The sequence below is a fragment of the Mesorhizobium yinganensis genome, assembly GCF_040081985.1.
Taxonomy (GTDB): Bacteria; Pseudomonadota; Alphaproteobacteria; order Rhizobiales; family Rhizobiaceae; genus Kumtagia; species Kumtagia yinganensis.
The window spans coordinates 573,780-596,429 of record NZ_JBEBMH010000003.1 but is presented as its reverse complement, the minus strand read 5'-3'; the positions used below and the strand labels follow the sequence as shown (position 1 = coordinate 596,429).

Annotated in this window: 22 protein-coding genes; 11 read left to right on the top strand and 11 right to left on the bottom strand. The window is 63.8% G+C overall.

What is annotated here, in order from left to right:
* Nucleotides 1-23: 23 nt before the first annotated feature.
* The 5 genes from panC to ABMA59_RS09960 all read right to left on the bottom strand — a co-directional run bounded on the left by panC (nt 24) and on the right by ABMA59_RS09960 (nt 4,441).
* A complete protein-coding gene (gene panC, locus ABMA59_RS09980) occupies nt 24-875 on the bottom strand; it encodes a pantoate--beta-alanine ligase (protein ID WP_349005182.1) in 852 nt (283 codons plus the stop codon).
* Nucleotides 872-1,723 carry a 3-methyl-2-oxobutanoate hydroxymethyltransferase gene (gene panB, locus ABMA59_RS09975; RefSeq protein ID WP_349005181.1) on the bottom strand — a complete coding sequence of 284 codons (852 nt, stop codon included), beginning with the start codon at nt 1,721-1,723 and terminating at the stop codon, nt 872-874. The genes panC and panB overlap by 4 nt, the downstream gene beginning before the upstream one ends.
* Before the next feature lie 572 nt (nt 1,724-2,295).
* Nucleotides 2,296-2,913, bottom strand: a complete 618-nt coding sequence (locus ABMA59_RS09970) for a DJ-1/PfpI family protein (protein ID WP_349005180.1) — start codon at nt 2,911-2,913, stop codon at nt 2,296-2,298.
* Between the two features lie 99 nt (nt 2,914-3,012).
* A complete protein-coding gene (locus ABMA59_RS09965) occupies nt 3,013-3,723 on the bottom strand; it encodes a GntR family transcriptional regulator (protein ID WP_349005179.1) in 711 nt (236 codons plus the stop codon).
* Nucleotides 3,724-3,922: 199 nt separating this feature from the next.
* Nucleotides 3,923-4,441, bottom strand: a complete 519-nt coding sequence (locus ABMA59_RS09960; RefSeq protein WP_349005178.1) for a GNAT family N-acetyltransferase — start codon at nt 4,439-4,441, stop codon at nt 3,923-3,925.
* 107 nt (nt 4,442-4,548) lie between these two features.
* Between ABMA59_RS09960 and ABMA59_RS09955 the strand changes: the two genes are divergently transcribed.
* A complete protein-coding gene (locus tag ABMA59_RS09955) occupies nt 4,549-4,863 on the top strand; it encodes a DUF6916 family protein (protein ID WP_349005177.1) in 315 nt (104 codons plus the stop codon).
* 3 nt (nt 4,864-4,866) lie between these two features.
* On the opposite strand, the gene ABMA59_RS09950 is transcribed toward ABMA59_RS09955, so the two are convergent.
* The 3 genes from ABMA59_RS09950 to ABMA59_RS09940 are packed head-to-tail and all read right to left on the bottom strand — an operon-like array spanning nt 4,867 to nt 6,577.
* Nucleotides 4,867-5,424, bottom strand: a complete 558-nt coding sequence (locus tag ABMA59_RS09950) for a phage tail protein (RefSeq protein ID WP_349005176.1) — start codon at nt 5,422-5,424, stop codon at nt 4,867-4,869.
* A gap of 40 nt (nt 5,425-5,464) precedes the next feature.
* Nucleotides 5,465-6,010 (bottom strand): phage tail protein, encoded by a 546-nt coding sequence (locus ABMA59_RS09945; protein ID WP_349005175.1) that lies wholly within the window; start codon nt 6,008-6,010, stop codon nt 5,465-5,467.
* A gap of 45 nt (nt 6,011-6,055) precedes the next feature.
* Nucleotides 6,056-6,577: a phage tail protein gene (locus ABMA59_RS09940; protein ID WP_349005174.1), complete on the bottom strand. Its 522-nt coding sequence runs from the start codon at nt 6,575-6,577 to the stop codon at nt 6,056-6,058.
* 533 nt (nt 6,578-7,110) lie between these two features.
* On the opposite strand from ABMA59_RS09940, the gene ABMA59_RS09935 reads away from it, so the two are divergent.
* Entirely contained in the window at nt 7,111-10,416 is a 3,306-nt protein-coding gene (locus ABMA59_RS09935; protein ID WP_349005173.1) for a cadherin-like domain-containing protein, read from the top strand.
* Between the two features lie 95 nt (nt 10,417-10,511).
* Here ABMA59_RS09935 and ABMA59_RS09930 read toward each other — a convergent pair whose 3' ends face one another.
* Entirely contained in the window at nt 10,512-11,387 is an 876-nt protein-coding gene (locus ABMA59_RS09930) for an AraC family transcriptional regulator (protein WP_349005172.1), read from the bottom strand.
* 183 nt (nt 11,388-11,570) lie between these two features.
* On the opposite strand from ABMA59_RS09930, the gene ABMA59_RS09925 reads away from it, so the two are divergent.
* The 9 genes from ABMA59_RS09925 to ABMA59_RS09885 all read left to right on the top strand — a co-directional run bounded on the left by ABMA59_RS09925 (nt 11,571) and on the right by ABMA59_RS09885 (nt 21,417).
* Nucleotides 11,571-12,347 (top strand): phytanoyl-CoA dioxygenase family protein, encoded by a 777-nt coding sequence (locus ABMA59_RS09925; RefSeq protein WP_349005171.1) that lies wholly within the window; start codon nt 11,571-11,573, stop codon nt 12,345-12,347.
* Nucleotides 12,348-12,499: 152 nt separating this feature from the next.
* The gene (locus ABMA59_RS09920; RefSeq protein WP_349005170.1) at nt 12,500-13,483 is read left to right on the top strand and encodes an ABC transporter permease; all 984 of its coding nucleotides are present in this window, start codon (nt 12,500-12,502) and stop codon (nt 13,481-13,483) included.
* Between the two features lie 35 nt (nt 13,484-13,518).
* Entirely contained in the window at nt 13,519-14,490 is a 972-nt protein-coding gene (locus tag ABMA59_RS09915; protein ID WP_349005169.1) for a sugar ABC transporter substrate-binding protein, read from the top strand.
* Between the two features lie 183 nt (nt 14,491-14,673).
* Nucleotides 14,674-16,191 carry a sugar ABC transporter ATP-binding protein gene (locus ABMA59_RS09910; protein WP_349005168.1) on the top strand — a complete coding sequence of 506 codons (1,518 nt, stop codon included), beginning with the start codon at nt 14,674-14,676 and terminating at the stop codon, nt 16,189-16,191.
* Nucleotides 16,192-16,403: 212 nt separating this feature from the next.
* Nucleotides 16,404-17,354: a ribokinase gene (locus ABMA59_RS09905; RefSeq protein WP_349005167.1), complete on the top strand. Its 951-nt coding sequence runs from the start codon at nt 16,404-16,406 to the stop codon at nt 17,352-17,354.
* Nucleotides 17,351-17,809 carry a D-ribose pyranase gene (rbsD, locus tag ABMA59_RS09900; RefSeq protein WP_349005166.1) on the top strand — a complete coding sequence of 153 codons (459 nt, stop codon included), beginning with the start codon at nt 17,351-17,353 and terminating at the stop codon, nt 17,807-17,809. Before ABMA59_RS09905 ends, rbsD begins: the two co-directional genes overlap by 4 nt.
* 257 nt (nt 17,810-18,066) lie before the next feature.
* Nucleotides 18,067-18,897, top strand: coding sequence for a 3-methyl-2-oxobutanoate hydroxymethyltransferase (locus tag ABMA59_RS09895; RefSeq protein ID WP_349005165.1), 831 nt, complete (start codon nt 18,067-18,069; stop codon nt 18,895-18,897).
* 496 nt (nt 18,898-19,393) lie between these two features.
* Nucleotides 19,394-20,395 carry a hypothetical protein gene (locus ABMA59_RS09890; RefSeq protein ID WP_349005231.1) on the top strand — a complete coding sequence of 334 codons (1,002 nt, stop codon included), beginning with the start codon at nt 19,394-19,396 and terminating at the stop codon, nt 20,393-20,395.
* Nucleotides 20,396-20,565: 170 nt separating this feature from the next.
* Nucleotides 20,566-21,417, top strand: coding sequence for an SDR family NAD(P)-dependent oxidoreductase (locus tag ABMA59_RS09885; RefSeq protein WP_349005164.1), 852 nt, complete (start codon nt 20,566-20,568; stop codon nt 21,415-21,417).
* Nucleotides 21,418-21,437: 20 nt separating this feature from the next.
* Here the strand turns inward: ABMA59_RS09885 and ABMA59_RS09880 are convergent, their stop codons facing one another.
* Nucleotides 21,438-21,644, bottom strand: coding sequence for a DUF1737 domain-containing protein (locus ABMA59_RS09880; protein WP_349005163.1), 207 nt, complete (start codon nt 21,642-21,644; stop codon nt 21,438-21,440).
* Nucleotides 21,645-21,695: 51 nt separating this feature from the next.
* Nucleotides 21,696-22,571, bottom strand: a complete 876-nt coding sequence (locus ABMA59_RS09875; RefSeq protein WP_425475882.1) for an HpcH/HpaI aldolase/citrate lyase family protein — start codon at nt 22,569-22,571, stop codon at nt 21,696-21,698.
* Between the last annotated feature and the right edge of the window lie 79 nt (nt 22,572-22,650).

The window sequence follows — 22,650 nt, the reverse complement described above, 5'->3', positions numbered from 1 at the left end:
AGTGGCCCCCGCCCGCAGGAGTCTCACTCGCGCATGACCCTGACATTGTCGATCAGCCGCGTTTGCCCCAGCCAGGCAGCCGCCAGCAGACGCGCCGGCCTGTCGAGTTTTGACATCGGCGCCAGATCCTCCTCGCCGCGCAGTTCGAGGTATTCCACGCGCGTGTAGCCGGCATCGACAATCAGAGACCTTGCCCTTGCAAGCGCCTCGTCGACACGCCCTCCGCCTGCGATCCGCTCCGCCGTCTCGAACAGGATCGCCGCAAGCCTCGGCGCAATCTCGCGTTCGGGCGGCGAGAGGCGGACGTTGCGCGAGGACATCGCCAGCCCGTCGGTCTCGCGCACCGTCGGACATCCGAAGATGATGATCGGAATATCGAGATCCCGCGCCATTCGCCGCACCACGCGCAACTGCTGGAAATCCTTCTCGCCGAAGCATGCGAGATCGGCGCCCGTCTGCAGGAAAAGCTTCGCCACCACGGTCGCCACGCCATCGAAGTGTCCCGGCCTGAAAGCTCCGCACAGCCCCTCGCTGACGCCGGTTACGGAAACGGTTGTCGCAAAGCCCTCCGGGTAAATCTCGCTGGCATCGGGCGCATAGAGCAGATGCGCGCCGAGCGGCGCGAGTCTTGCCGCATCCGCCACCTCGGTGCGCGGATAGGCTTGAAGGTCGGCGGCACTGTTGAATTGCTTCGGGTTGACGAACAGCGTCACGATCACCCGGTCGGCTTTCTTCAGCGCCGCGCGCACCAGGCTGAGGTGCCCTTCATGCAGGGCGCCCATCGTTGGCACAACGGCAATGCTGGCGGCCTCGCGGCGCCAGCCGGCCACGGTCGCGCGGAGTTCGGCGACGGTCCCGACGATCGGTACGCTCACGCTGCTTCTCCGCCTTTGACGCTCTCAGCTTGGGGAATATCGGCGAACACGTGCTCCGCCGCGGGGAAGCGCCGTTTCCGCACCTCATCGGCATAGGCCGCGATTGCCGCCTCGGCCTGATCGCCAAGGTCGGCGTAGCGCTTGACGAATTTTGGACGGAAGGCACTGAACAGACCCAGCATGTCGTCGATCACCAGGATCTGGCCGTCGCAGGCAGGCGATGCGCCGATACCGATGGTGGGAATGGCAATCTCTGCCGTGATCTGCCGCGCGAGATGCTCCGGCACTTTCTCCAGCACGACGGAAAAGGCCCCGGCGTCGGCGACCGTCACCGCCTCGCGCCTGATCCTGTCGGCATCCTCTCCCCGCCCCTGCACGCGATAACCGCCAAACATGTTCACGGCCTGCGGCGTCAGGCCGACATGCGCCATGACCGGGATGCCTCGCCCGGTAAGGAAGCGGATGGTGGCGGCCATGCTCTCGCCGCCCTCCAGCTTGACGGCCGCGCAATCGGTCTCGGCCATCAGCCGCGCGGCATTGCGGAAGGCTTGCTCCGGCCCTTCCTCATACGAGCCGAAGGGCATGTCGACGACCAGCAGTGCCCGCTCCAGCCCGCGCCGCACGGCTTTGCCATGCATGATCATCATGTCGAGCGTGACGCCGAGCGTGGATGGCAGGCCGTGCAGGACCATGCCGACGCTGTCGCCAACCAGAACGACGTCGCAATGCCGGTCCACCAGCTTCGCCATCGGCGTGGTATAGGCCGTCAGGCATACGAGCGGCACCTTGCTCTTGCGGGCGCGAATATCGGGCGGGGTAATCGCCTTCGTGTCGGCGGCTGCGCTCAAAGGAATCCTCCTTCCCCAGCGTTATCGGCTTGCCGGGCGGCGTGTGCCATAATTTTGTGCAGATGCGAAGAGCTAAATGGTGCGGTGCGATGCATTGGGGACAGCCGAGCGCCGCCCACTCCGCCGTTTCGGCTGATTCACCGCGAAACTTTCGAGGCCGCTGACGGTCTTCCGACGCCGGCTCGCCTATGACCGGAAAGGCGGGAGAGGTCGCCACGGCTTATGCTGAAGGCTGCTACCTTGGAGCAAGATGAGATGCTTCCCGGTCATTCTGCCGGACGGATTGGACCAAGGTCGAGGGTTTGGTCGCGGGTCGGGCTGGTGGCCCGGCCAAGACGAAGCCCGATCGATTTGTCCAATCCGGCCCGGCAGAATGACCGGGAAGCATCTCATCTTGCTCTGATGCCGGCGCGACGATCGCGGCAGCGCTCCTGGGCTCGTGTCAGCGGAGCGCACTGCCGGAACCTCCGGCGCGCGCAATTTTCATCCGCGTTCAGGGTTCGGACCCGCGCAGATGTGCGGCTCCGGGGCAGCCGCCGGGCTGATCGACCTCTAGGAATCGCTTCAGGCCGTCAGGCCGCGGCTTTCTCGTTGGTAAGGGTCGCACCGTGGCGGATTTCGGTGCCGAGCACCTTCAGGCATTCGCGCATGAAAGCAGCAAGGCCTGTCCAGCCCTTGGCCGAAACCATCGTGCCGTCGACATAGGCCTCGGTGGGCTTCACGTCGATATAGGTGCCGCCGGCAAGCTTAACCTCGGGCTCGCAGGCACCGAGCGCAGCAACCTTCTTGCCTTTCACCACACCGTCCACCGCCACCAATATCTGCACGCCATGGCAGATGGTGAAGATCGGCTTCTGCGCATCGTGGAAATGCTTGACGATCGCCTGGATGCGCTTGTCGGTGCGGATGTATTCCGGCCCGCGTCCGCCGGCGCAGTAGACGGCATCGTATTCCTCTGGCCTCACCTCGGAAAACGTCTTGTTGATGTCGGCCAGATGACCGTATCGCTCTATATAGGTTTGGTGGCCTTCAAAATCGTGCAGTGAAGTCTGGATCTTGTCGCCCGCCTTCTTGTCGGGGCAGATCACGTGAACGGTGTGCCCCACGGCCTCCATTCCCTGCTGGAACACAAAGATTTCGTATTCCTCGGTGAATTCCCCGGTGAGCATCAGTATTTTCTTGCCGGCCATTTCATTCCTCCGTTGGCTAAGGGGCTTATTGCCCACACTTTGTCCATAGAGTCACCGGACCGCGGTGACGCCATTCCATTCTTCTGTTGCCAGGCACTGTCATTCGAACGCCGGCAGCAGCCGGCTGCGTGATCGCTCGAGATGATCGCACATCGCGCGCTTTGCCGCCGCGCCATCCCCGGCCGCGAACGCCACGAGCAATGCTTCGTGCTCGTCCAGCGCCTCCTCGGTGACACGGCTGTGGAACATGAGGCGAAAGATGTGAAAATGCGTATGCTGGTGGGCAAGCGTCTCGCGGATAAGTTCGTTGCCCGCGAATTCCAGGATGCGGTCGTGGAAAATCGCGTCCTGCCGGGCGAAAGCGGAATAGCGCAGACGCTCGTCGGCACCCTGGCCGCGCGACATGATCCCTGCCACATTTCGCAGCACCGAGAGGCGGCCTTGGTCCATGCGCTGAGCGGCGCGCCGCGCGGCCTCCGGCTCCACCTGCAGGCGCAGATCGTAGAGTTCCTCGAAACGACGCCGCGAAATCTGCGGAGCGGCGCTGAAGCCGATCAGGTGAGCCTTGATGACCAGCCCCTCACCCTCAAGCCGTCCCAGCGCTTCCCGAATGGGGGTTTGCGAGACGTTCAGCTCGCGCGCCAGATTGTCCACCGTGATGCGCGAGCCCGGAGGGATCTTCAATGCCATGAGCTGGGCGAAAATCGCTTCATAAGCCTCGTCCGCCAAGCCGTTGTGGCGGTTGATAGCCTTCCCGGCGCCGGATTGACGGACCTCTTCCGGGAATTCTGCGGTAAGCAGGCTGTTCATATTTGCCCCTGACATGAGTATCGCTATCGGAATGCTCGCCACCAGTCAATCTTATATCCTATACGATTTTATCTGGAAGCCAGGCATTGAAGCTTACGAAGAACGGCCGACGCCGCCGTCGCAGCACCTGTCTTCGGTATGCGCCACTGGCGAACTACTTTGAATTCTCCGGCGTCATGCCGGGTCACGGAGACCATGTTCAGGGCAGCGGTTTGGTTTCCCTGCGCCATTCCATCTCGAGATAGGCCGGATACGTCTCGATGACCGCGAAGCCGAGCCGCAGATAGAATTGCATTGAAGGATCGTTGCTCGACGCAACCATGAGGCGAACGGGTTTTTCGGTCCGGCACGCCTGGTCGATCAAGGCTGTCATCAGGGCTGTGCCTATGCCACGCCGTCTGAAGGCCGGAAGGATTGCAATGTCGACGACATGGATCGACGTGTCCCTGCGGTCGACGACGAAGCGGCCCACCGCTCCGCCATCGAGTTCGACGATGTCGAACCGCGCCAGCGGGAACTGCGTTCCGTAGCTCTGCGTCTGTGCCTGAAACTGCTGGAGCATGATCTGCCGGAACAGGGTCGGCTCGAGCGCCACCATCTGCCATTCCGGCGACCGCGAAGCACAGAACAATTCGAAGCGAAAATCCCGGTCGGCTTCCGTTTCGGGCCGCAGTCGCAGCCGGCCCGGCGGAGAGGCGAAATCGATCACGCGATCCATGCAAAGAATTCCCCGAAAGCGTGGCGCCTCCGGGCAGGCGGACGTTTACAACCCGCGGCAGCTCCGATCATACTGCACCGGCCAGCACTGTGTTGAAGAACCGGACCATGACAGAACCGCTATCGCCCGCAGACGTAACCGCCGACCATTTCCGGCCCCACATCGACAAGGATTTCCGCATTCCCGGCTGGCCGCACCCAATGGCGTTGACCGCGGTGGAATCCGGCGGCGGGAAAGGCGGGCAGTCAGACGCGGAGCGGCGGGAGCCATTCACCCTGATCTTCCGCGGGCCGCCTCGGGAGGTGATGCGCGAAGGGTTCTATACGCTGCAACTCGATGATGGCCCTTGGTTCAACCTTTACATCATGCCTATTCACACCGCGGCAAGCGACCGGCAGGACTATCAGGCTCTCTTCAACTGAGCGTCAGTTGCGCGAGGGGTAAACCCCGACCAGCGCGATCATGTAGTTGAGCACCGTATAGGGCTGCATGTTGTCGTGCGGCTGGCTGCCGCCGGCCGGTACGATCGTCTGCTGCGCCAGCGCCACGGTCGGCGTCCCGTTGCCATACATATTTGCCGTGAAGGCAGCACCAGTCGGCGGTGTGCCGATCGACTGGCCGAGCGAGCTGCTGCTCGTGGCGGTGTTGGTATTGCCGGATGCATCCACGGTATTGTTGCCGGAAGCGGTGTGAGGGTGCAGCGGCAACTCGCTGACCAGCAGCGTGTGTGAGGACTCCCCCGCACTCTGTCCCGGTACGTACGTTCCCCCGCCGGGCATCGTGCCGGAATGCACCGGAGCGCGGGCACGCAGGTCGGGAAGCTGGAAAGTGGTGACGCCGTTGCCGCCGAAAGTGGTGCCGAGCAGCGAGAACAGCGCCTGGTTCTGGGCGATCGCCAGGATCTGTCCATTGCACAGGGCCCAGCCCTTGGCGGCGAAGTTCCACGACACGATCTTCAATTCACCGATGTAGGGCTCGCCCATCTCCGTCTCCTCTGTCGCCCGTGGACCGCTGCCTGTCGGCCTATCCGCGCGGCGGGAAAATACCTGCTAGCGCTATGCAGAAGGTGAGCCCCAGATAGGGCATCATGTTGTTGTGCGGCTGGCTGCCGCCGGTCGGGCGCAGGACGTTCGGCGACATCGGCACGTTGGGCTGCCCCGAACTGTAGACGCGGATCTGGGTCAAACCGCTGATCGCGTTGCCGATTTGCGCTCTGGCGAGCTGGTTGCCGCTCGATGTCTGGGCCGTGCCCACGGTGGTCGTCACCGCGAGGCCGTGATTGTGAGCGGGAAGCTCCTGTAGCGTCAGCGTCACGTTTTCGAAGCCGCTCGCCTCACCGATCGTGTATGGCGACAGGCCGGGACTCTGGCCGGTCGCGATCGGCACCCGCCCGCGGAAGTCGGGAAGCCCGAAGGTCGTCTGCCCGTTGCCGCCGTAATACGTACCGAGCAGCGAAAACAGCGCCGTGTTCTGGGCGATGGCCATTATCTGCCCGTCGCACGTTGCCCAGCCGCGGGGCGGGAAGTTGAAGCCCATGATGCGAATTTCGCCGAGATAGGGTTCGGACATGGAAACTGCTCCGCGTGTCTTGCCGGCAGGTGTCGTGCGCTGAAATCAGCCTTGGGTCGGATAGAGGCCTTGCAGCGCGATGATGAATGTGACCGCCAGAAAGGGCTGCATGTTCTGGTGAGGCTGGCCGCCGCCGGTGAAACTGATCGTGTTGGCGTTGATGACCACCGGGTTGGAGCCATCGTAAGGAATATATCCGAACACGGTGAGGCCGGCCGGTCCCTGGTCGGCCATGATCGTATTCGCTGGGCTGGCTACGTTGCCGGGCGCGCCGGTCGACGTGAATACGTGGCTGTGCGAGGCCATCTGGTTCCAGGTGACCGTCACGTTCTCCGATCCGGCCATCTGTCCCTGGACCATCCCGTTTCCATTGTGCATCGGGACGCGGCCGCCGAGCTGGGGCAAGGCAAATGTCTGCACGCCGTCGCCGCCATAGGTCGTGCCGATCAAATTGTACAAGGCGTCGTTCTGCGAAATGGACAGCAACTGCCCGGCGCACATCGCCCAGCCCACCGGCGCGTAGCTGCCGCCAAACATGCGAATCTCGCCCAGAAAGGGATCACTCATGGCGCCGCCCTCTTATGTCAACCATCAGCAACCGGAAGCTAGCCGATTGTTTGGATATCATCAACGGGGTAATTGAAATTCTTTGAGGAATATATTGTTTTGAGTTTTATTAAATAATGGATGATATATTACGATATATGCCGCGCACATGATCTAAAATGTACTTTGGAGTCGTGCCATTGATTATATTCTATATCATTTTCGCCGATTTGTCGGCTTCTAATGCTTTATCGCACGCGGTTTTTGGCTGGGGCATTTTTCCTTCCCTTACGTCATGATTTGGTATGCGGCTGATTTTCCTGGATTTGGTCGACGCGCGCAAACGCACGGGCGTCCGGCGGCGGAGCAATCGGACTTGTATTTTACAAGTATTAGGCAAGAATCCTGAACTCCCGTTCAATCTAAAGAGGTAACAACTTTTGCTTGTGCAAAAATTGGACCGCCGATAAAGTAGGATTGTTCACTTGCACCTTCGCGGTTGAAGCAGCGTCACCGCGCCGCCGCGCGCCGGTTGTTGATTGGGGAGGTTTCACATGCCCAGCAGGATATTCTTCACGACGCAGGCCGGCGCGACCGACACGTTTCTCACCTCCGTCAATGTCAACGGCACCAACCTGGTCAGCCAGGTCGCCGACACGACGCCCGGCTCGCCGTGGCAGGAGACGGTGATCGATGCGGCCAATAACCGCTATTTCATCCTCCAGCACAGCCAGAGCGACGACAACGCCGTCCTCTATACCGGCCAGCTCAACAGCTCGGCGGCGCCGACTGTCGCATTCACTTTCGAAACGACGGACCTTGTGCGCGGGCTGGAGATCGATCCGGTCAATCACCGCCTGTTCATCGGCCGGCTCGACTTCGACGCGACACAGACGAACATCAACAACGCGGCCACCGGCCTCCTGCAGATCGACTACAATCCGGCGACCGGCGCGGTCAGCAACACCAACAATTTCCTGGTCACGCAGACGACCGACCCGCTTCCCTCGGGCTTCATCCTGACCACCGACATCGCCCGCGACGACGGCGACGGCACCTTGTATTTCGCGCAGGCGACCGCCGGCGCCGGCACCAACATGATCTACCGGGTCGATGCCAGCAACAACATATCGACCCTGCTCAACCAAGCGCAATTTCCGGGCATCTCAGGCAACTTCAGCAACGGGTTCATCGTCGACGTCGATGTCGATGCCAGCCACAACCAGGTCTACTTCACCACCTACTCCCAGCCCTTTTCGGGCGCCGGGAGCGACCCCAATGACAACAAGCTCTGGGTGATTTCCGATACCGCCACCGGCGCCACCAACGCGACCGCCGTGACGATCGTCGGCGTGGCGAGCCCGAATTTCATCCCCGGCGACTTCACCATCGACCAGGCGACGCACCAGCTCTATGTCGAGTCGGAAGAGGGCAGCGACAGCGCCGGCACCAACGACCTCATCTACCGCTTCCAATTGAGTTCCGACGGCTTGACGGCAACGCTGATCAACACCATCGCGGTCCCGTTCAGCTCCAACAACGGCAATATCGGCGGCATTGAGTTCGTCGGCAACGTCGTGGCGACGCTCGATCTCGACGCCAACAATTCCGCTGGCATCGCCGGCAGCGGCTATCAGGCGACCTTCACCGAAGGGGCGGCCGCCGTGGCGGTTGCCGACACCGACACGACGATCGTCGACGACGGCACGACCATGGCGTCCGCCACCGTCACCATCACCAACCACCAGGCAAGCGACCTCCTGTCGATAAACGGCGCGCTGCCCGGCGGCATCGTCGCTTCCGCCTACAATCCGGCCACCGGGGTTCTGACCCTGACCGGCTCGGCGACGCTCGCCCAGTACCAGACCGCGCTGCGGCAGGTGGTGTTCAGCAATGCGTCCGACGCGCCGAACACGGCCGACCGCAGCATCACCGTCACGGTCAATGACGGCGAGGTCAACAGCAACACCGCGACCGCGACCATCCACCTCACCGCGACCAATGACGCGCCGGTCTTGACGGGCGATCTTTCCGCGACCGTGGGCGAGGGAGCGAGCTACGCCATCACCACGACGGACCTGAACTTCACCGATCCGGACGACATCGCGGCGGGCGTCACCTTCACCGTGTCGAACCAGGTGAATGGCACGGTGCTGGTCAACGGCATCGCCGCGACGACGTTTACCGGCGCGCAGCTCGCAGGCGGCCTGGTCAGTTTCCTGCATGACGGCTCGGAAGGCCCCGCCGCTTCCTTCAGCGTATCGGTCGAGGATGGCAACGAGGACGCGTCGGTGCCGGTCGCCTCGACCTTCAACTTCACCGTCAACAACGTCGACGATCCCGGCGTTGCCCAAGACGACGTCTTCATCACCGACGAGGCTTCGGCGATCACAACGGACAACGTTTTTGCCAACAACGGCTCTGGCGCCGACACCGATCCGGACTCGACGCTGACCGTGGCCGCCGTGAACGGTGTTACCACGGACGTCGGCAAGCAGATCACGCTGGCGTCGGGCGCGCTCCTGACGCTGAACGCCAACGGCACCTTCAGCTACGACCCCAATGGCGCCTTCGACGACCTGGCGGATTCGGCCTCGGGCGCCAACGACATCATCCGCGACGACAGTTTTACCTACACGCTTGCCGATGGCGATACCGCGACGGTGACCGTCACCGTCGCCGGTCTCGACAGCGACGGCGACATCCTGCGCGGCACCAAGGGCATCAACAACATCTTCGCCGGCGGCATCGGCAGCGACCTGTATTTCGTCGACGATGCGACCGACACCATCATCGAGACAGCCGGCAACGGCACCGCCGACCGCGTCGCCGCGTTCGTCAGCTTCGCTCTGGCCGCCGACGACGACATCGAGATCCTGTCCACCAACTCGTCCACCGGCAAGGCGGCCATCGACCTCAGGGGCAACGCGCTGTCGCAGGCCATTGTCGGCAATGACGGCAAGAACGTTCTGAACGACGGAGGGGTGGGCGGCCCGGACACGATGCGGGGTCATGACGGCAACGACACCTACATGGTCTACAATTCCGGCGACGTCATCATCGAGCTTGCCGGCGAGGGCAACGACCGCGTCTCGGCCGGCGTCGACTACGTGCTCGGCAAGGGCGTGCATGTCGAACTGCTCAACACCTCCTCGGTCAACAGCACGCTGGCCATCGACCTGACCGGCAATTCCTTCGCCCAGATCATCCGCGGCAACGCCGGCGACAATGTGCTGAGCGACGGCGGTACGGGCGCGGCCGACACGTTGATCGGCGGCAAGGGCAACGATGACTTCCAAGTCTACAATTCCGGCGACGTGATCGTCGAACTCGACGGCGAGGGCGCCGACCGGGTGAGTGCCGCCGTCGACTTCGTGTTGACGGCCGGCGCGCATGTCGAATATCTCAACACCACCGCGCTGGCGTCGACCTATGCGATAAGCCTCACCGGCAACGAGTTGGTGCAGCTTGTGCGCGGCAATGACGGCGCCAACACGCTGGACGGCGGCGGTGGCGAGGACGTGCTTTTCGGCATGGCAGGGGCGGATAATTTCCGCTTCTCCAGCGCGCTCGACCCCGCCAACATTGCCCGCGTCGCCGATTATGAGGCGGGCACCGACAAGATCCATCTTGACGACGCGATCTTTGCGGCGCTGGGCGGGCTCGGCGCGCTTGACGTGTCTGCGTTCAAGGACACGGCGACAGGCGTGAAGGACGCCGACGACCGCATCATCTACAATTCGGACACCGGCGCGCTGGCCTACGACGCCGACGGCTCCGGAACCGCCTTCGCCAACGTCCGCTTCGCGACCATCACCGGCTCTCCGCTGCTGACCGCCGCCGATTTTGTCGTCGTGTGAGGCCGGCCCGCCGGTCGAAGCGTTTGAGGCAGGCAGGCCGGATCGCCGGCTGCAACCGGCGGGGTTGTTGCCGGAGAGTCGCGCCAATCTGGATCTCAAGCGACCTCGGCGACGGCCTTGCCTACGGGCCGCGCTCCCAGCTCGCACCGGCGCCATGCCGCCGGTGCGATGCCGACCGAGCGCTTGAACTCGCGGCCGAAATGATAGACGTCGCAGAAGCCGCAGAGGTCTGCGATCTCGGCCAGTGGCGCGTCGTTCTCCAGCAACATCGATTGCGCCTGCATCAGCCGCTCGCGGATCAGCCATTGCCGTGGGCTGGTGCGCAGGTGTTTTCGGAACAGCCGCCTGGTTTGCGAATGGCCGAGACCGCTCGCGTCCGACAGGTCGGACGCGCTCCACGACAGGCCGAGATTGGCGCGCATCGCGCCTAGCGCGGCGGCAAGCGGGGCCGGAAGGTCATGCGCCGCCGTTCCTGCCACGGCGTGGTCGATCATCGTCAAAAAATCGGCGACCAGGGCGTTGAGGCGCAAGTCGAGTCCCGGATCACGCCGGCGTAGTGCCAGAAACAGCTTTTCGAACCACGGTCCCGGATGGACGCCTTCGGCGAAGGTGACATGTGGAAAACCGTCGCCAAACAGCTTTTCGCGCAGGGCGACGGGATCGGGCCCGTCGAAACGGAACCACAGCACGGTCCAAGGCGCCGCCGGATCGGCTTCATGTGCGTGCGGGGCTTCGTTGGCGATCCACGCAAGCTGGCCCGGCCCGACTGCGACGCGCTGACCAAGCGTTTCGACAAAACCGTTGCCCGACAGGCAATAGACGATGTCCTGGCCTTGATGAACCGTGCGGGCGACACGGTAGTCCGGGCCAGCCGCGACCTTGCCGGCGCGCAGCACGGTAAGCGCCGAGCGCGTCCATCCAGCCTCCGGAACGTAGTGCAGGCTTTCCACAAATGCGGTTTTTGCGGCCATGCGCGTTTTATACAAAAATTGCGTTCCGTTTGTCCATTTCCCCTGCCGGCAAGCGGACGTAATCTCACCATGGAGAGTTTGAGGAAACTCTCCGGACCGGCGGAAAAGCGGATTTTTCGAGCTTTTTGCGGCTGGGTCAGCGCGCAATGGGCGACGCATTCGTGCATGCCAGGGAGAAGTCCGATGCTTGCGATGACCAAGAATGAAGCCGAGCTTTATGCTCGCGACGGATACATCATCCGCAAGGGGCTGCTGTCCCGTGAGGAAGTCGATCTGTTCCGCGACCGGGCCCGCGCGCAGCTCGAGGCCGAGAACAAATCCGGCGCCGTCATGCACAAGGGCGACAAGGAGGGCAAGACGACCCTTCTGAAGATGTGGAACACCGCCGAGGACGATCAATACGGATATCTCGCCCGCGACGAACGCCTCGTCGATTTGGCCGAGGACGCCGTCGGCAAGCCGATCTATCTCTACAGCCACAAGATGACGATGAAGCAGCCCAACGAGGGCGGCGCCTGGGAATGGCACCAGGATTTCGGATACTGGTACAATTACGGCTGCCTGGCGCCGGAAATGATGAGCATCTATGTCGCGCTCGACAAGGCGACGAAGGAGAACGGCTGCCTGCAGGTGCTCAAGGGCACGCACAAGCTCGGCCGCCTCAACCACATCCGCGAGGACGGCCAGACCAATGTCGAGCAGGAGCATCTGGAAGCCGCGCTGAAGCGCTACGAACACATCTATGTCGAGATGGAAGCCGGCGACGCGCTGATCTTCGACGGCAATCTGCTGCACCGCTCGGACGCCAACCGTTCAGACACATACCGCTGGGGCTACATCAGCTCCTACAACGCGGTCGAGAATGCACCGTTCAAGCGGGTGCGCGACTACGGAAATTACGAGGCCTTGAAGAAGGTGCCGGCCGGCACGTTCCGCATGCTGCCGGAAAAGGCCGCCTGAACGGCGCTAAAGCACGTTGGTCCGGACTGGAGCTCGTCCGGACGTTTCGACCTGAGTGAGTAAGGCACGGCGGCGCGCCAAGATCGTCCGCCGGACCCGACGGGAGGATATCGTATGGCCGATGCGTCAGGACCGGCGCGCGTGCGCCTGCCATGGACCGATTTTCGCTGTCGAGGCTTTTGCGCGCACGCGAGACAGGCGTGTTCATCGCGCTGCTCGTGCTGTGCTTTTTCCTGTCCGTCGCCACCGATGGATTCCTGACCTCGCTCAATCTCCTGAATGTCGGCCGGCAGGTTTCCCTGCTCGGCATCATGGCTGTCGGCATGACTTTCGTGCTGATCTCCGGCGAGGTCGACCTCTCTGTCGGTTCGACCTACGCGTTCTCCGGCCTCGCCACCGGCATGTTGATCATTGCCGGCTGGGGTCTGATGCCGGCGCTTGCCGTCGGACTTTTCACCGGAGTGGTGATCGGACTGATCAACGGCGTGCTCTCCACCTATGGCCGCCTGCCATCGCTGATCGCCACGCTCGGCATGCTTTCCATCGTGCGCGGCGCGGCGCTCATCCTCACCAACGGCCAGCCGGTCACCGTCAACGTTCGTAACGGCGCAGACGCCGGCGTGCTCGAAACCTTCAGTTATATGGGCCAGGGCTATCTGTTCGGCGTCGTGCCGATGCAGCTCGTTTTCTTCATCGTCATCGCCGCGCTGGCCTGGATCATTTTGTCCTATACCAATTTCGGCTTTCGCGTTTTCGCCGTCGGTGGCAGCGCCAAGGCGGCGCGGGTTTCCGGCATCTCGGTCAATACGGTAAAAATCTGGGCCTTCGTGCTGATGGGCGTGCTCGCCGCCTTCGCCGGCATATTGACCCTCGCCTTCCTGCCCAGTGGGCAGGCCGGCCGCACAGGCCTTGGGCTGGAACTCGACGTGATCGCCGCGACCATCGTCGGCGGCGCCTCACTGTCGGGCGGCGAGGGCACCATCCTCGGAACCATTCTCGGCGTGCTGATCATCGGCGTCATGCGCAACGGCCTCGTGCTGATGGGCGTGTCGCCCTTCGTGCAGGAACTGATGATCGGCCTCGTCATCATCATCGCGGTCGGCATCGACAAATGGACCATGCGTAAGCGCGGCTGATCTCGATCATCTGTTTCAAAAAGGGAGGACTACCCATGAAAGCAAGACACGCAATCCTGGCCGCGGCGCTCAGCCTGCTGCCGCTGCAATATGCCCATGCCGAATCCAAGCCTGCGGATTTCCCGCTGGCTGAGCGCATCAAGGCGAAGGCCGCGGCCGGCACGCCTCTCGACATCTACGTCTCCTACCATGACGTCTCCAACGAGTTCGCGCCGTTCATGAAGGCGGGTGTCGCCAAGGCGGCCGAGGCCGACAAGGTCAACGCGAGTTTCATCGGACCGGTCGGCGCGGACGCCGACGGCCAGATCAGTGAGATCGAGACGCTGATGGGCAAGATGGACGGCCTCGCCATCTCCTCGGTTTCCACCGACGCGCTGGCGCCGCTGATCGACCGCGTTCTCGCCGCCGGCATTCCGGTCGTTACCTTCAACACCGACAATCCCGACTCCAAGCGCCTCGCCTTCGCCGGCCAGGATCTCGTCCAGTCGGGCCGCGAGGCCGGCAAGCTGATGGCGACGACGCTGGGCGGCAAGGGCAAGGTGATGATCACCACCATCGACGCCGCCGCGCAGTGGTCGCTCGACCGCGAGAAGGGCGCGCGAGAGGCGCTGGCCGCCGAGCCCGGCATCGAGGTCATCCAGACGCTGAACACCGGCACCGACCCGCAAGAGATCTATTCGGCGATCGAGAACGCCATGCTCGCCAACCCGACCGTCACCGGCATCCTGTCGCTGGAATGCTGCTCGACGCCAGCCGCCGGCACCTGGGTCGAGCGCAACAAGAAGGCAGACACAGTCAAGGTGGTCGGCTTCGACCTGCTCGACCAGACTGTCGGCCTCGTCGAGAGCGGCAACATCCAGGCGACCATCGACCAGGCGCCGGAGAAGCAGGGTTTTGCCGCCGTCGATCTGCTCGCGAAATTCATCAAGGGCGAGACGATCGACAACCTCGACACCGGCGTCGGCATCTACACCAAGGAGAATATTGGCGAGGTGGCGAAGAAATAAGCGCCGGCATTTCCCTCCCCCTTGAGGGGAGGGTGGCCGCGAAGCGGCCGGGTGGGGTACGCGCGGCAGTGCGCCAACCTTAGGCGACCCCACCCCGGTTCACTCATTCCGCTTCGCTCCATTTGCTCGCCGACCCTCCCCTCAAGGGGGAGGGTAAGCCGGCCGCTCCCTCGCAGAAAGCCCATGCCCCATCCATCCTCCCAAGATGCGATTGTCCGGATTGCCGGGCTAACCAAGCGGTTCCCCGGCGTCCTGGCGCTTGACCGCATCTTCATCGATTTCCGCCCCGGCGAGGTGCATGCCGTCATCGGTGAGAACGGCGCCGGCAAGTCGACCCTGATGAACATTCTGGCCGGCGACCATCAGCCGGACGGCGGCGAGATTTTCGTCGACGGCAAGGCAACCGTGATTTCGTCCCCGCTGGTCAGCCGCGCCGTCGGCATCACCGTGGTCTATCAGGAACTGGCGCTGTGCCCGACGCTCACCATCGCCGACAACATCATGATGTCGGACATGGCCGCCCGCTCCGTGACGTCTTTCGTCCCGCGTGAAAAAATGCGGCGCGAGGCGCGGGCCGCGCTCACCCGTCTGGGCATGGGCACGCTCGATCCGGACACGAAAATTAGCCGGCTGTCTGTTGCCGAGATGCAGCTCGTCGAGATTGCCCGCGCCATCCGCCAGAACGCCCGGCTGCTGGTGCTGGACGAACCCAATTCGGCGCTGTCCAAACGCGAAAGCGATCGCCTCTTCGAGGTCGTCCGCCAGCTTCGTGGCGACGGTGTCACCGTCATCTACGTCTCGCATCACCTCAGCGAAGTAATCGACATCGCCGACCGCATCACCGTCATGCGCGACGGCCGAACCATCGAGACTATGGATAATGACGAGGTTTCCGAAGACCGCCTGATTCGCGCCATGGTCGGCCGTGATCTCGGCGCCACCGTGCCGTGGTCGATGCAGGCCGGAGGCCGCTCCGACGGCGCGGACGTGGTGCTCGCAGTGGAAGACCTTTTCGCACCCGGCCTCGATGGCGTGTCTTTCAGCGTCCGAGCCGGTGAAATCCTCGGCATCGGCGGCCTGCCGGATTCAGGCAAGGACGGACTGGGTGAGGCCCTGTTCGGGCTGGTCGAGCGCCAGGGCCGCGTCGCCATAGACGGCGCCGAGCTGCGCCCCGCCGATCCGCTGGCCTCGATAAGCAGTGGCATGTCCTTCGTGCCGGCTGACCGGCGCGGTGCCGGCGGCCTGCTCACCATGAGTGTCGCCGACAATGTCGTATCGGCCTCGCTGCCGCGCTTTTCCATGTCGGGTTTCCTGCGTCGCGGTGCGATCCGCCGCGAGGCCCGGGCCCAAGTGGCGCGGCTCGACGCGCGCATCTCGCATCTCGGCCAGAAGCTGGCGACGCTGTCCGGTGGCAACCAGCAGAAAATCATCCTCGGCCGCAGCCTCGTCACCAACCCGCGCGTGCTCGTCCTGCACGAGCCGACGCGGGGCATCGATGTCGGCGCCAAGGCGGAGATCTATTCGATCCTGCGCGGCATTGCCGGCGAGGGGGTCGCCGTGGTCATGATTTCGTCCGAGATACCAGAGCTGATCCTGAATGCCGAGCGCGTGCTGGTGATGCGGGGCGGCCGCATCTCCGGCGAGCTGACCGGCGCCGGCATCGACGAGCAGGGTATTCTGGCGCGGGCGATGGCGTCATGAGAAATCCGGGGGCGGCTTTAGATAGTTCCTTCGGAAACCCGAAATCGGTACGGGAAGTTCGCGGCCCAGGCGGTGTGAGTGCTGGGGACAGTTTACTTAATTCCGCGGAGGGACGCGGCGCTTCTGGGTTGACGCAAGCGGAATTAAGTAGACTGTCCCCAGATTTCCTAGCTTTGCCGACATGATTCCCATTTTTTGGCGATGAGCGAATTATGACCAAACCCAACATCACCATCGTCGGAAGTTTTGCCGTCGGCCTCACCATGCGGGCGCCAAAACTGCCGATCTTCGGAGAGACCATGCTCGGCACCGACTTCGACATGGGGCCGGGCGGCAAGGGCTCGAACCAGTCCGTCGGCTCGGCTCGGCTCGGCGCCTCGTCCGGTCTCGTCGCCTATATCGGCACGGACAAGCTCGCGGGCATCGCGACCGACCTCTACGCCGCCGAGGGCGTCGACACAAAATTCGTGCTGACGCGCACCGAACGCGCCACAGGCGTCGGCTTCATCATCCTCAACGACAAGGGCGAGAATTTCATCATTCTCGACATGGGTGCAAACGAACTGCTCGACGCCGGGGCAGTCGATGCTGCTGAAAGCCGGATCGCCGGCAGCGATGTCGTGATGACCGTGCTGGAAGTGCCCACAGAAGCCGCCTCGCGCGCCATGGAACTCGGTCGAAAACACGGGGCCAGGACCATCCTCAACCCAGCTCCCGCGCGCGCCCTGCCCAATAGCATCTTCGCATCCGTCGACTATCTGACGCCCAACGAGAGCGAGTTGCGCATCCTGCTCGGCTTGCCCGCCGACGATCCGCGCTCGTCGCGCGAACTGGCAGGCGAGTTGCGCCGCCGCGGCGTGAAAAACGTCGTCGTGACGCTCGGCCGCGCCGGCGCTCTGATCCTCACCGACGATCTCGACGTCATGGTTCCCGCCGTGCCGGTCGAGGTGGTCGACACCACCGGCGCCGGCGATGCCTTCAATTCCGGCTTCGCCGTCGCGCTTGCCGAAGGACGCGATATTGTCGATGCGGTACGCTTCGGCGTCGTCTGCGGCGGCATCGCCTGCACCAAACTCGGGGTCATCCCCGGCCTGCCCGACCGCGCCAGCGCCGACGCCATGTATGCCCGCGCGCTTGAAACCACATGGAAGGAGAAACCGTGAACCGCAACAAGCTGCTCAATGCCGAGCTTTCCCACGCCATCGCCTCGATGGGCCATGGCGACCTGATGATCATCTGCGACGCCGGTTTTCCGATCCCGTCCAGCGCCTGGCGCATCGATCTCGCGATTTCGCCCGATGTGCCGGACCTGGAGACGGTGCTCACGCCGATCGCCGAAAACCTGATCGCCGAAAAGGTCTCCTATGCCGACACGTTGCCGGTCCACAACGCGCCGCTGCTTGAAAAGGTGAAACGCCTGTTCGCCGATGCCGAGCACGCGCCGATCAAGCACGAGACGATTTTGGGCGAGATGGCGGCCAAGGCAAAAGTCATCGTGCGCACCGGCGCCTTCGATCCGTGGGGCAACATCCTGCTCTATTCCGGCGTCGACGTGTCGAAATGGTTTTCCAAGCCCGGCGTGGTGGCACCCGACTATTATGCGAAGAAGATGAAGTAACGGATTGAAGCTCCGATTCGCTTGTCCGGGTTGATGCCTGGCTGGAACACCCCTCATCCGACCTCGCTTCGCTCGGCCACCTTCTCCCACAAGGGGAGAAGGGAATGCGCTGCATCGGCGCCACTGCCAATCGCCGGCGTTGGGGATTTGAGGAGCCGAAAGTGCCAGGCACCGACCTTCTCCCCCTGTGGGAGAAGGTGGCCGAGCGAAGCGAGGTCGGATGAGGGGTGTTGGAAGAAACGAGAGGGATCATCGCAATGCCCCGCATCTTCGATTTCGGCGGCCGCGAGGTCGAGCGCAGCGTCACCGTCGCCAGCCTGCGCGCCCTTAAGGGCAGCGGCCGGCACGTCGCGCAGGTCACCGCCGAGACCGCCGACGAAGCTGCTGCCGCGGAGGTCGCGGGCATCGAGATGGTGGTCTGCCGCGCGGCCAATATTGCGAAGGTACGCGAAGGCTCGAAAAAAATCTTCGTCACCGCCGCCCTCGGCTTCGCCGACGCGATCACGGCCGAGGAAGTTTTACGCACCGCCTTTTCGGCCATCGTCGCCGGCGCCGACGCGGTCATCACCGGGCGTGGCTGGGACACGGTGAAAATGCTGGCGGCCGAGCAGATTCCGGTGATGGGCCATCTCGGCTTCGTACCGCGCAAATCGACCTGGGTTGGCGGCGTGCGCGCCGTCGGCAAGTCCACAGGCGAAGCCCTGGAACTCTTCGACCGGTTCCGCCGGCTGGAGGACGCCGGCGCCTTCGCCGTTGAATGTGAGGTCATCCCCGCGGCCGTGATGGCCGAACTCAACCGCCGCACCGGCCTGGTCACCGTGTCGCTCGGCTCTGGCCCCGACGCCGACGTCATTTTTCTCTTTACCTCCGACATTTGCGGCGAAGCCAAACGCCTGCCGCGCCATGCCCGCGCCTGGGGCAACCTCGCCTCGCTGCATCAGCAGGTGCGCGACGAGCGGGTGAAGGCACTCTCGGGTTTCCGCGCCGATGTGGCTTCCGGCGGCTTTCCGGGCGAGGGCGAGACGGCAAAAATCCCGGACGAAGAACTGACAAAATTCCGGGCAGCCTTGGACGGCGTCGAGAAATAGTCTCGCGTCCCGTCTGCTTCAGTTCGACGGCAACGTTATCGTCAAGGCTCACGAATCCGGGCCAAACCGCCGGGGTAAGTCAACCAATGGGCCGAGTGGAATGTCTGGGCGATATGGTAGTCGGCCCCCTGGCCCGTCCGCGCCGCCCCGCACAGCTCTGCCGGGCGTCTTTCCCCGTAGACGGAGAGACTTCGCCCGCCCGGATTTCGCCAATCGTCCACCTCCCAGATCGGCGAAACCGGTGCCCTCGGCGCCCTTCTCCCGTCTCCATATGGGGAGAAGATGCCGACGGACAGATGAGGGCAGCACGGACAATGTAAGCAGGCAGACCTTGGCATGGTACTGAAATCGCTAGGGAAATATTAGCCAACAGCTTCCCGGCCCTCCCCTCGTGCGCATCGGTCAGGATTATTTTCCTCGAAAGTTATCCCCGTCCGCCAGACCTCGCCGATAATCCTCGCCGCCCGTGTCGGGAAAGGGAACGGCTGTGCTGAAGATGGACTGGACTGCGGCGATCGAGAAGAACCGGGAAGCGCTCAAGAAAATCCTCGCCATGCTCGTTGCCATGGCCGGGCTGCGCGCGGTCGTCACGCCTGATGCTGCAGCCGGGTCTGGCGCTGGGGGCGTTGGCGCTGGGGGACAGTTTACCTTGTTTCGGCAGAAAGGCGCGGTCGCTTCAAGGCCAGCACGGGCCGAAAAAAGTAAACTGTCCCCGGCACTTACCCTTCCCCGCCATCTCCACCGCGCGATATGCAAGCTGCTGCATCCGGCGGAAGCGGCGGCGCGAAGGTTGATCGTCGTGGCGGCGCGTCACCTCGTGGTCACCTTGCCGCCGCTGCGTCCGCGAAAACCAAAACCCAAACCGGCGGAGCCGGTGCTGCGCGGATTTGGCATCGCCGTCACCCTGTCGCGGGACGATCTCAGGCGCGCCGCCGCGGCAAGGCACGCCGCCGCGCTCCGTGCCGCCCGCCCGAAAAGGCTCAGCCTGCCGCTGCTCGATCCGTTGCGAAACCCGTTCCGCCAATATCATCGCTATGTGCCCGCGCACGCCGCGCCGCGCATCCTGTTTCACGGCGTCGCCGAGCCATTCTCCCTTCCTCCCGCGCCGTCACGCGACGACCCGGTCAATGCGGCGCGCCTTGCCTTGCGCCTTGATGCGCTCGGCAGGGCGCTGGACGACCTGCCCGGTCAGGCAAAACGCTTTGCCCGCTGGAAGGCGCGGCGCGATGCCGTGCTTGCGCGGAGGAGGGAAGCTCGCGACGCCGCGACTGCGCGAGACAGCACGGCCGGCGGCGCAACCGCGCAGGCCGCAGGCCGCGACGGAGCGGGCGTTCGGCCTCACCGAGATCGCGTCACGGCCCGGTTTCAGCGGATAGAGCCGCTGAAACCCGGCCGGCCGCCCGGCTGGCGCCAAAAACCCACCCACGACGTTCACGAAGTCTTGGACGTCGTTCACGGGCTTGCCTGCTGGATACTGCAGTCTCCGGACACGTCCTGAAACCGCGCGGCAGGACGTGACAAGAAAGGGATCAATAGCCCGCGCGAATATTTTCGCGGCCTGGCGACGATGAATGCTGTCTCCGGATTGCCTGTTGTTTCCGTTTGCCCAGGCGTGCCAAAACACTGTCAGCACATTTCCCATTGACCAGCCTTCGCGAGGAATTTTCCATGTCCCATCCCGCAATCGTTCCCGGCGCGGTCGCCGTCATCACCGGCGGCGCCTCCGGGATAGGACTGGCGGCCGCGAAGAAATTCGCTGCCGTAGGCCTGAAAGTCTGCATCGCCGACATCGGCGCCAAGCGGATCGCCGATGCGCGCGCGCAGGTGATCCTGGCCGCCGCCAATAAGGACGACGTAATGGCGGTGGAGACCGACGTCAGCCGCGTCGAGGACATCGTGGCGCTGGAGCGCAGGGTCGCCGAAACCTTCGGCGGCGCCGAAGTGCTGATGAACAACGCCGGCATCCAGCCCGGAAGCGCCCTGTTCGGGCCGATCGAAAACTGGGAGCGAGTCATCGCGGTGAACCTGTGGGGTGTCATCCATGGCAGCCGCGTGTTCGCGCCGGGCATGATCGCCCGCGGCAAACCGGGCCTCATCATCAACACCGGCTCGAAGCAGGGCATCACCACGCCGCCCGGCGACCCGGCCTACAATGTCTCCAAATCCGGCGTGAAAACCTTCACCGAGGCGCTGCAGCACGAGTTGCGCAACACAAAACACTGCCCGGTGAGCGCGCATCTGTTCATTCCGGGTTTCGTCTTCACGCCGCTGGCGGCCGGCGGCCGCACCGAAAAGCCGGCGGGTGCGTGGACGCCGGAGCAGACGGTCGACTTCCTGCTCGAAAGCCTCGGGCGCGGCGACTTCTACATCCTGTGCCCGGACAACGACGTGCCGCGCGCGCTGGACGAGAAGCGCATCCGCTGGGCGGCCGGCGACATCGTCGAGAACCGCCCGCCGCTGTCGCGCTGGCACCCCGACTATGCCGAGGCTTTTGCAGCTTTCCTGCGCGGCGAACGGTGATCGCGCAAAATATTATCCGGCTAAAAATCGCCGAGCTTGATGCCCGGCTCGTAGTCCCGGCCCTCGACGTCCTTCACCACGGCCTGGCCGCAGCGCATCGTCTTGGTCTCGGCGTCGAAGGAATAGGTCGGCGAGCCGAACAGGTGCCAGCCCTTGTTCAACGCCGCCGTCACCTTGTGGCAGAAGCTGGCATCGTCCGGTCCGGTCAGGAAACGATAGAGCTTCATCGGTGCCTCTCCTACGGGTCAGGTAATCAATTACGCTCCGGGCCGCCGAATTCAAGCCCGCCCGGCACGCGCCAGCAAGCGTTCGGCCTGCGCAAGATGCAGCCGCTCGACCATGCGGCCATCAAGAGAGATCACGCCCTTGCCGGCATTTTCCGGCAGCGCGAATGTCTCGACGATCGCCTGCGCCTCGGCCACCGCCGCATCCGACGGCGAAAAAGCCTTGTTGGCCGGCTCGATCTGCGCCGGATGGATCAGCGTCTTGCCGTCGAAGCCCATCGCGGCGGCCTCAGTGCATTCGCGCCCGAAAGCGTCGAGATCGCGGAACTCGTTCATTACGCCGTCCAACGCAACAAGCCCGCCGGCGCGGGCCGCCAGCACGATCTGCATCAGCCACGGCAGCAAATAGCGGCGGTCCGGCGTCACTAGCACGCCGGTGTCCTTTGCGAGGTCGTTGGTGCCGGCGACAAGACCCGCCAGCCGTGAGGCCGGGTCGCGTCCAAGTTCCGCGATGGCGCCCAGATTGAGCATGGCCTTCGGCGTCTCGACCATCGCCCATAATTTCGTCGTCTCCGGCGTTGCCTCCTCGTCGAGCGCGTCGCCGGCCTCGAGAATATCGCGAGGCGTATCGACCTTGGGCAGCAGGATCCCCTCCGGCTCCAGGCTGCGGGCCAGGGAAAGGTCGTCGGCACCCAATTCGGTGGACAGCGCGTTGATGCGGATGATCGTGACCGCCGGCTTCGCGTCGCGCGCCGAAAACCAGTCCTTCAGATTGCGCCGCGCCAAATCCTTGTCGCCAGGCGCGACCGCATCCTCCAGATCGACGATCACCGCGTCGCAACCGAGCGTGGCCGCCTTCGCCAGTGCACGGGTGTTGCTGGCGGGCATATAGAGAACGGAGCGGAAGGGCCGGCCGGCGGTCATGGACATCTGGCCTTCTTGCCCCGCTACGCTGGCCCTTGCAAGGGCTTGCCTCGCAGGGCCGTTGCTGCTTGGTAGAGCGAACGGA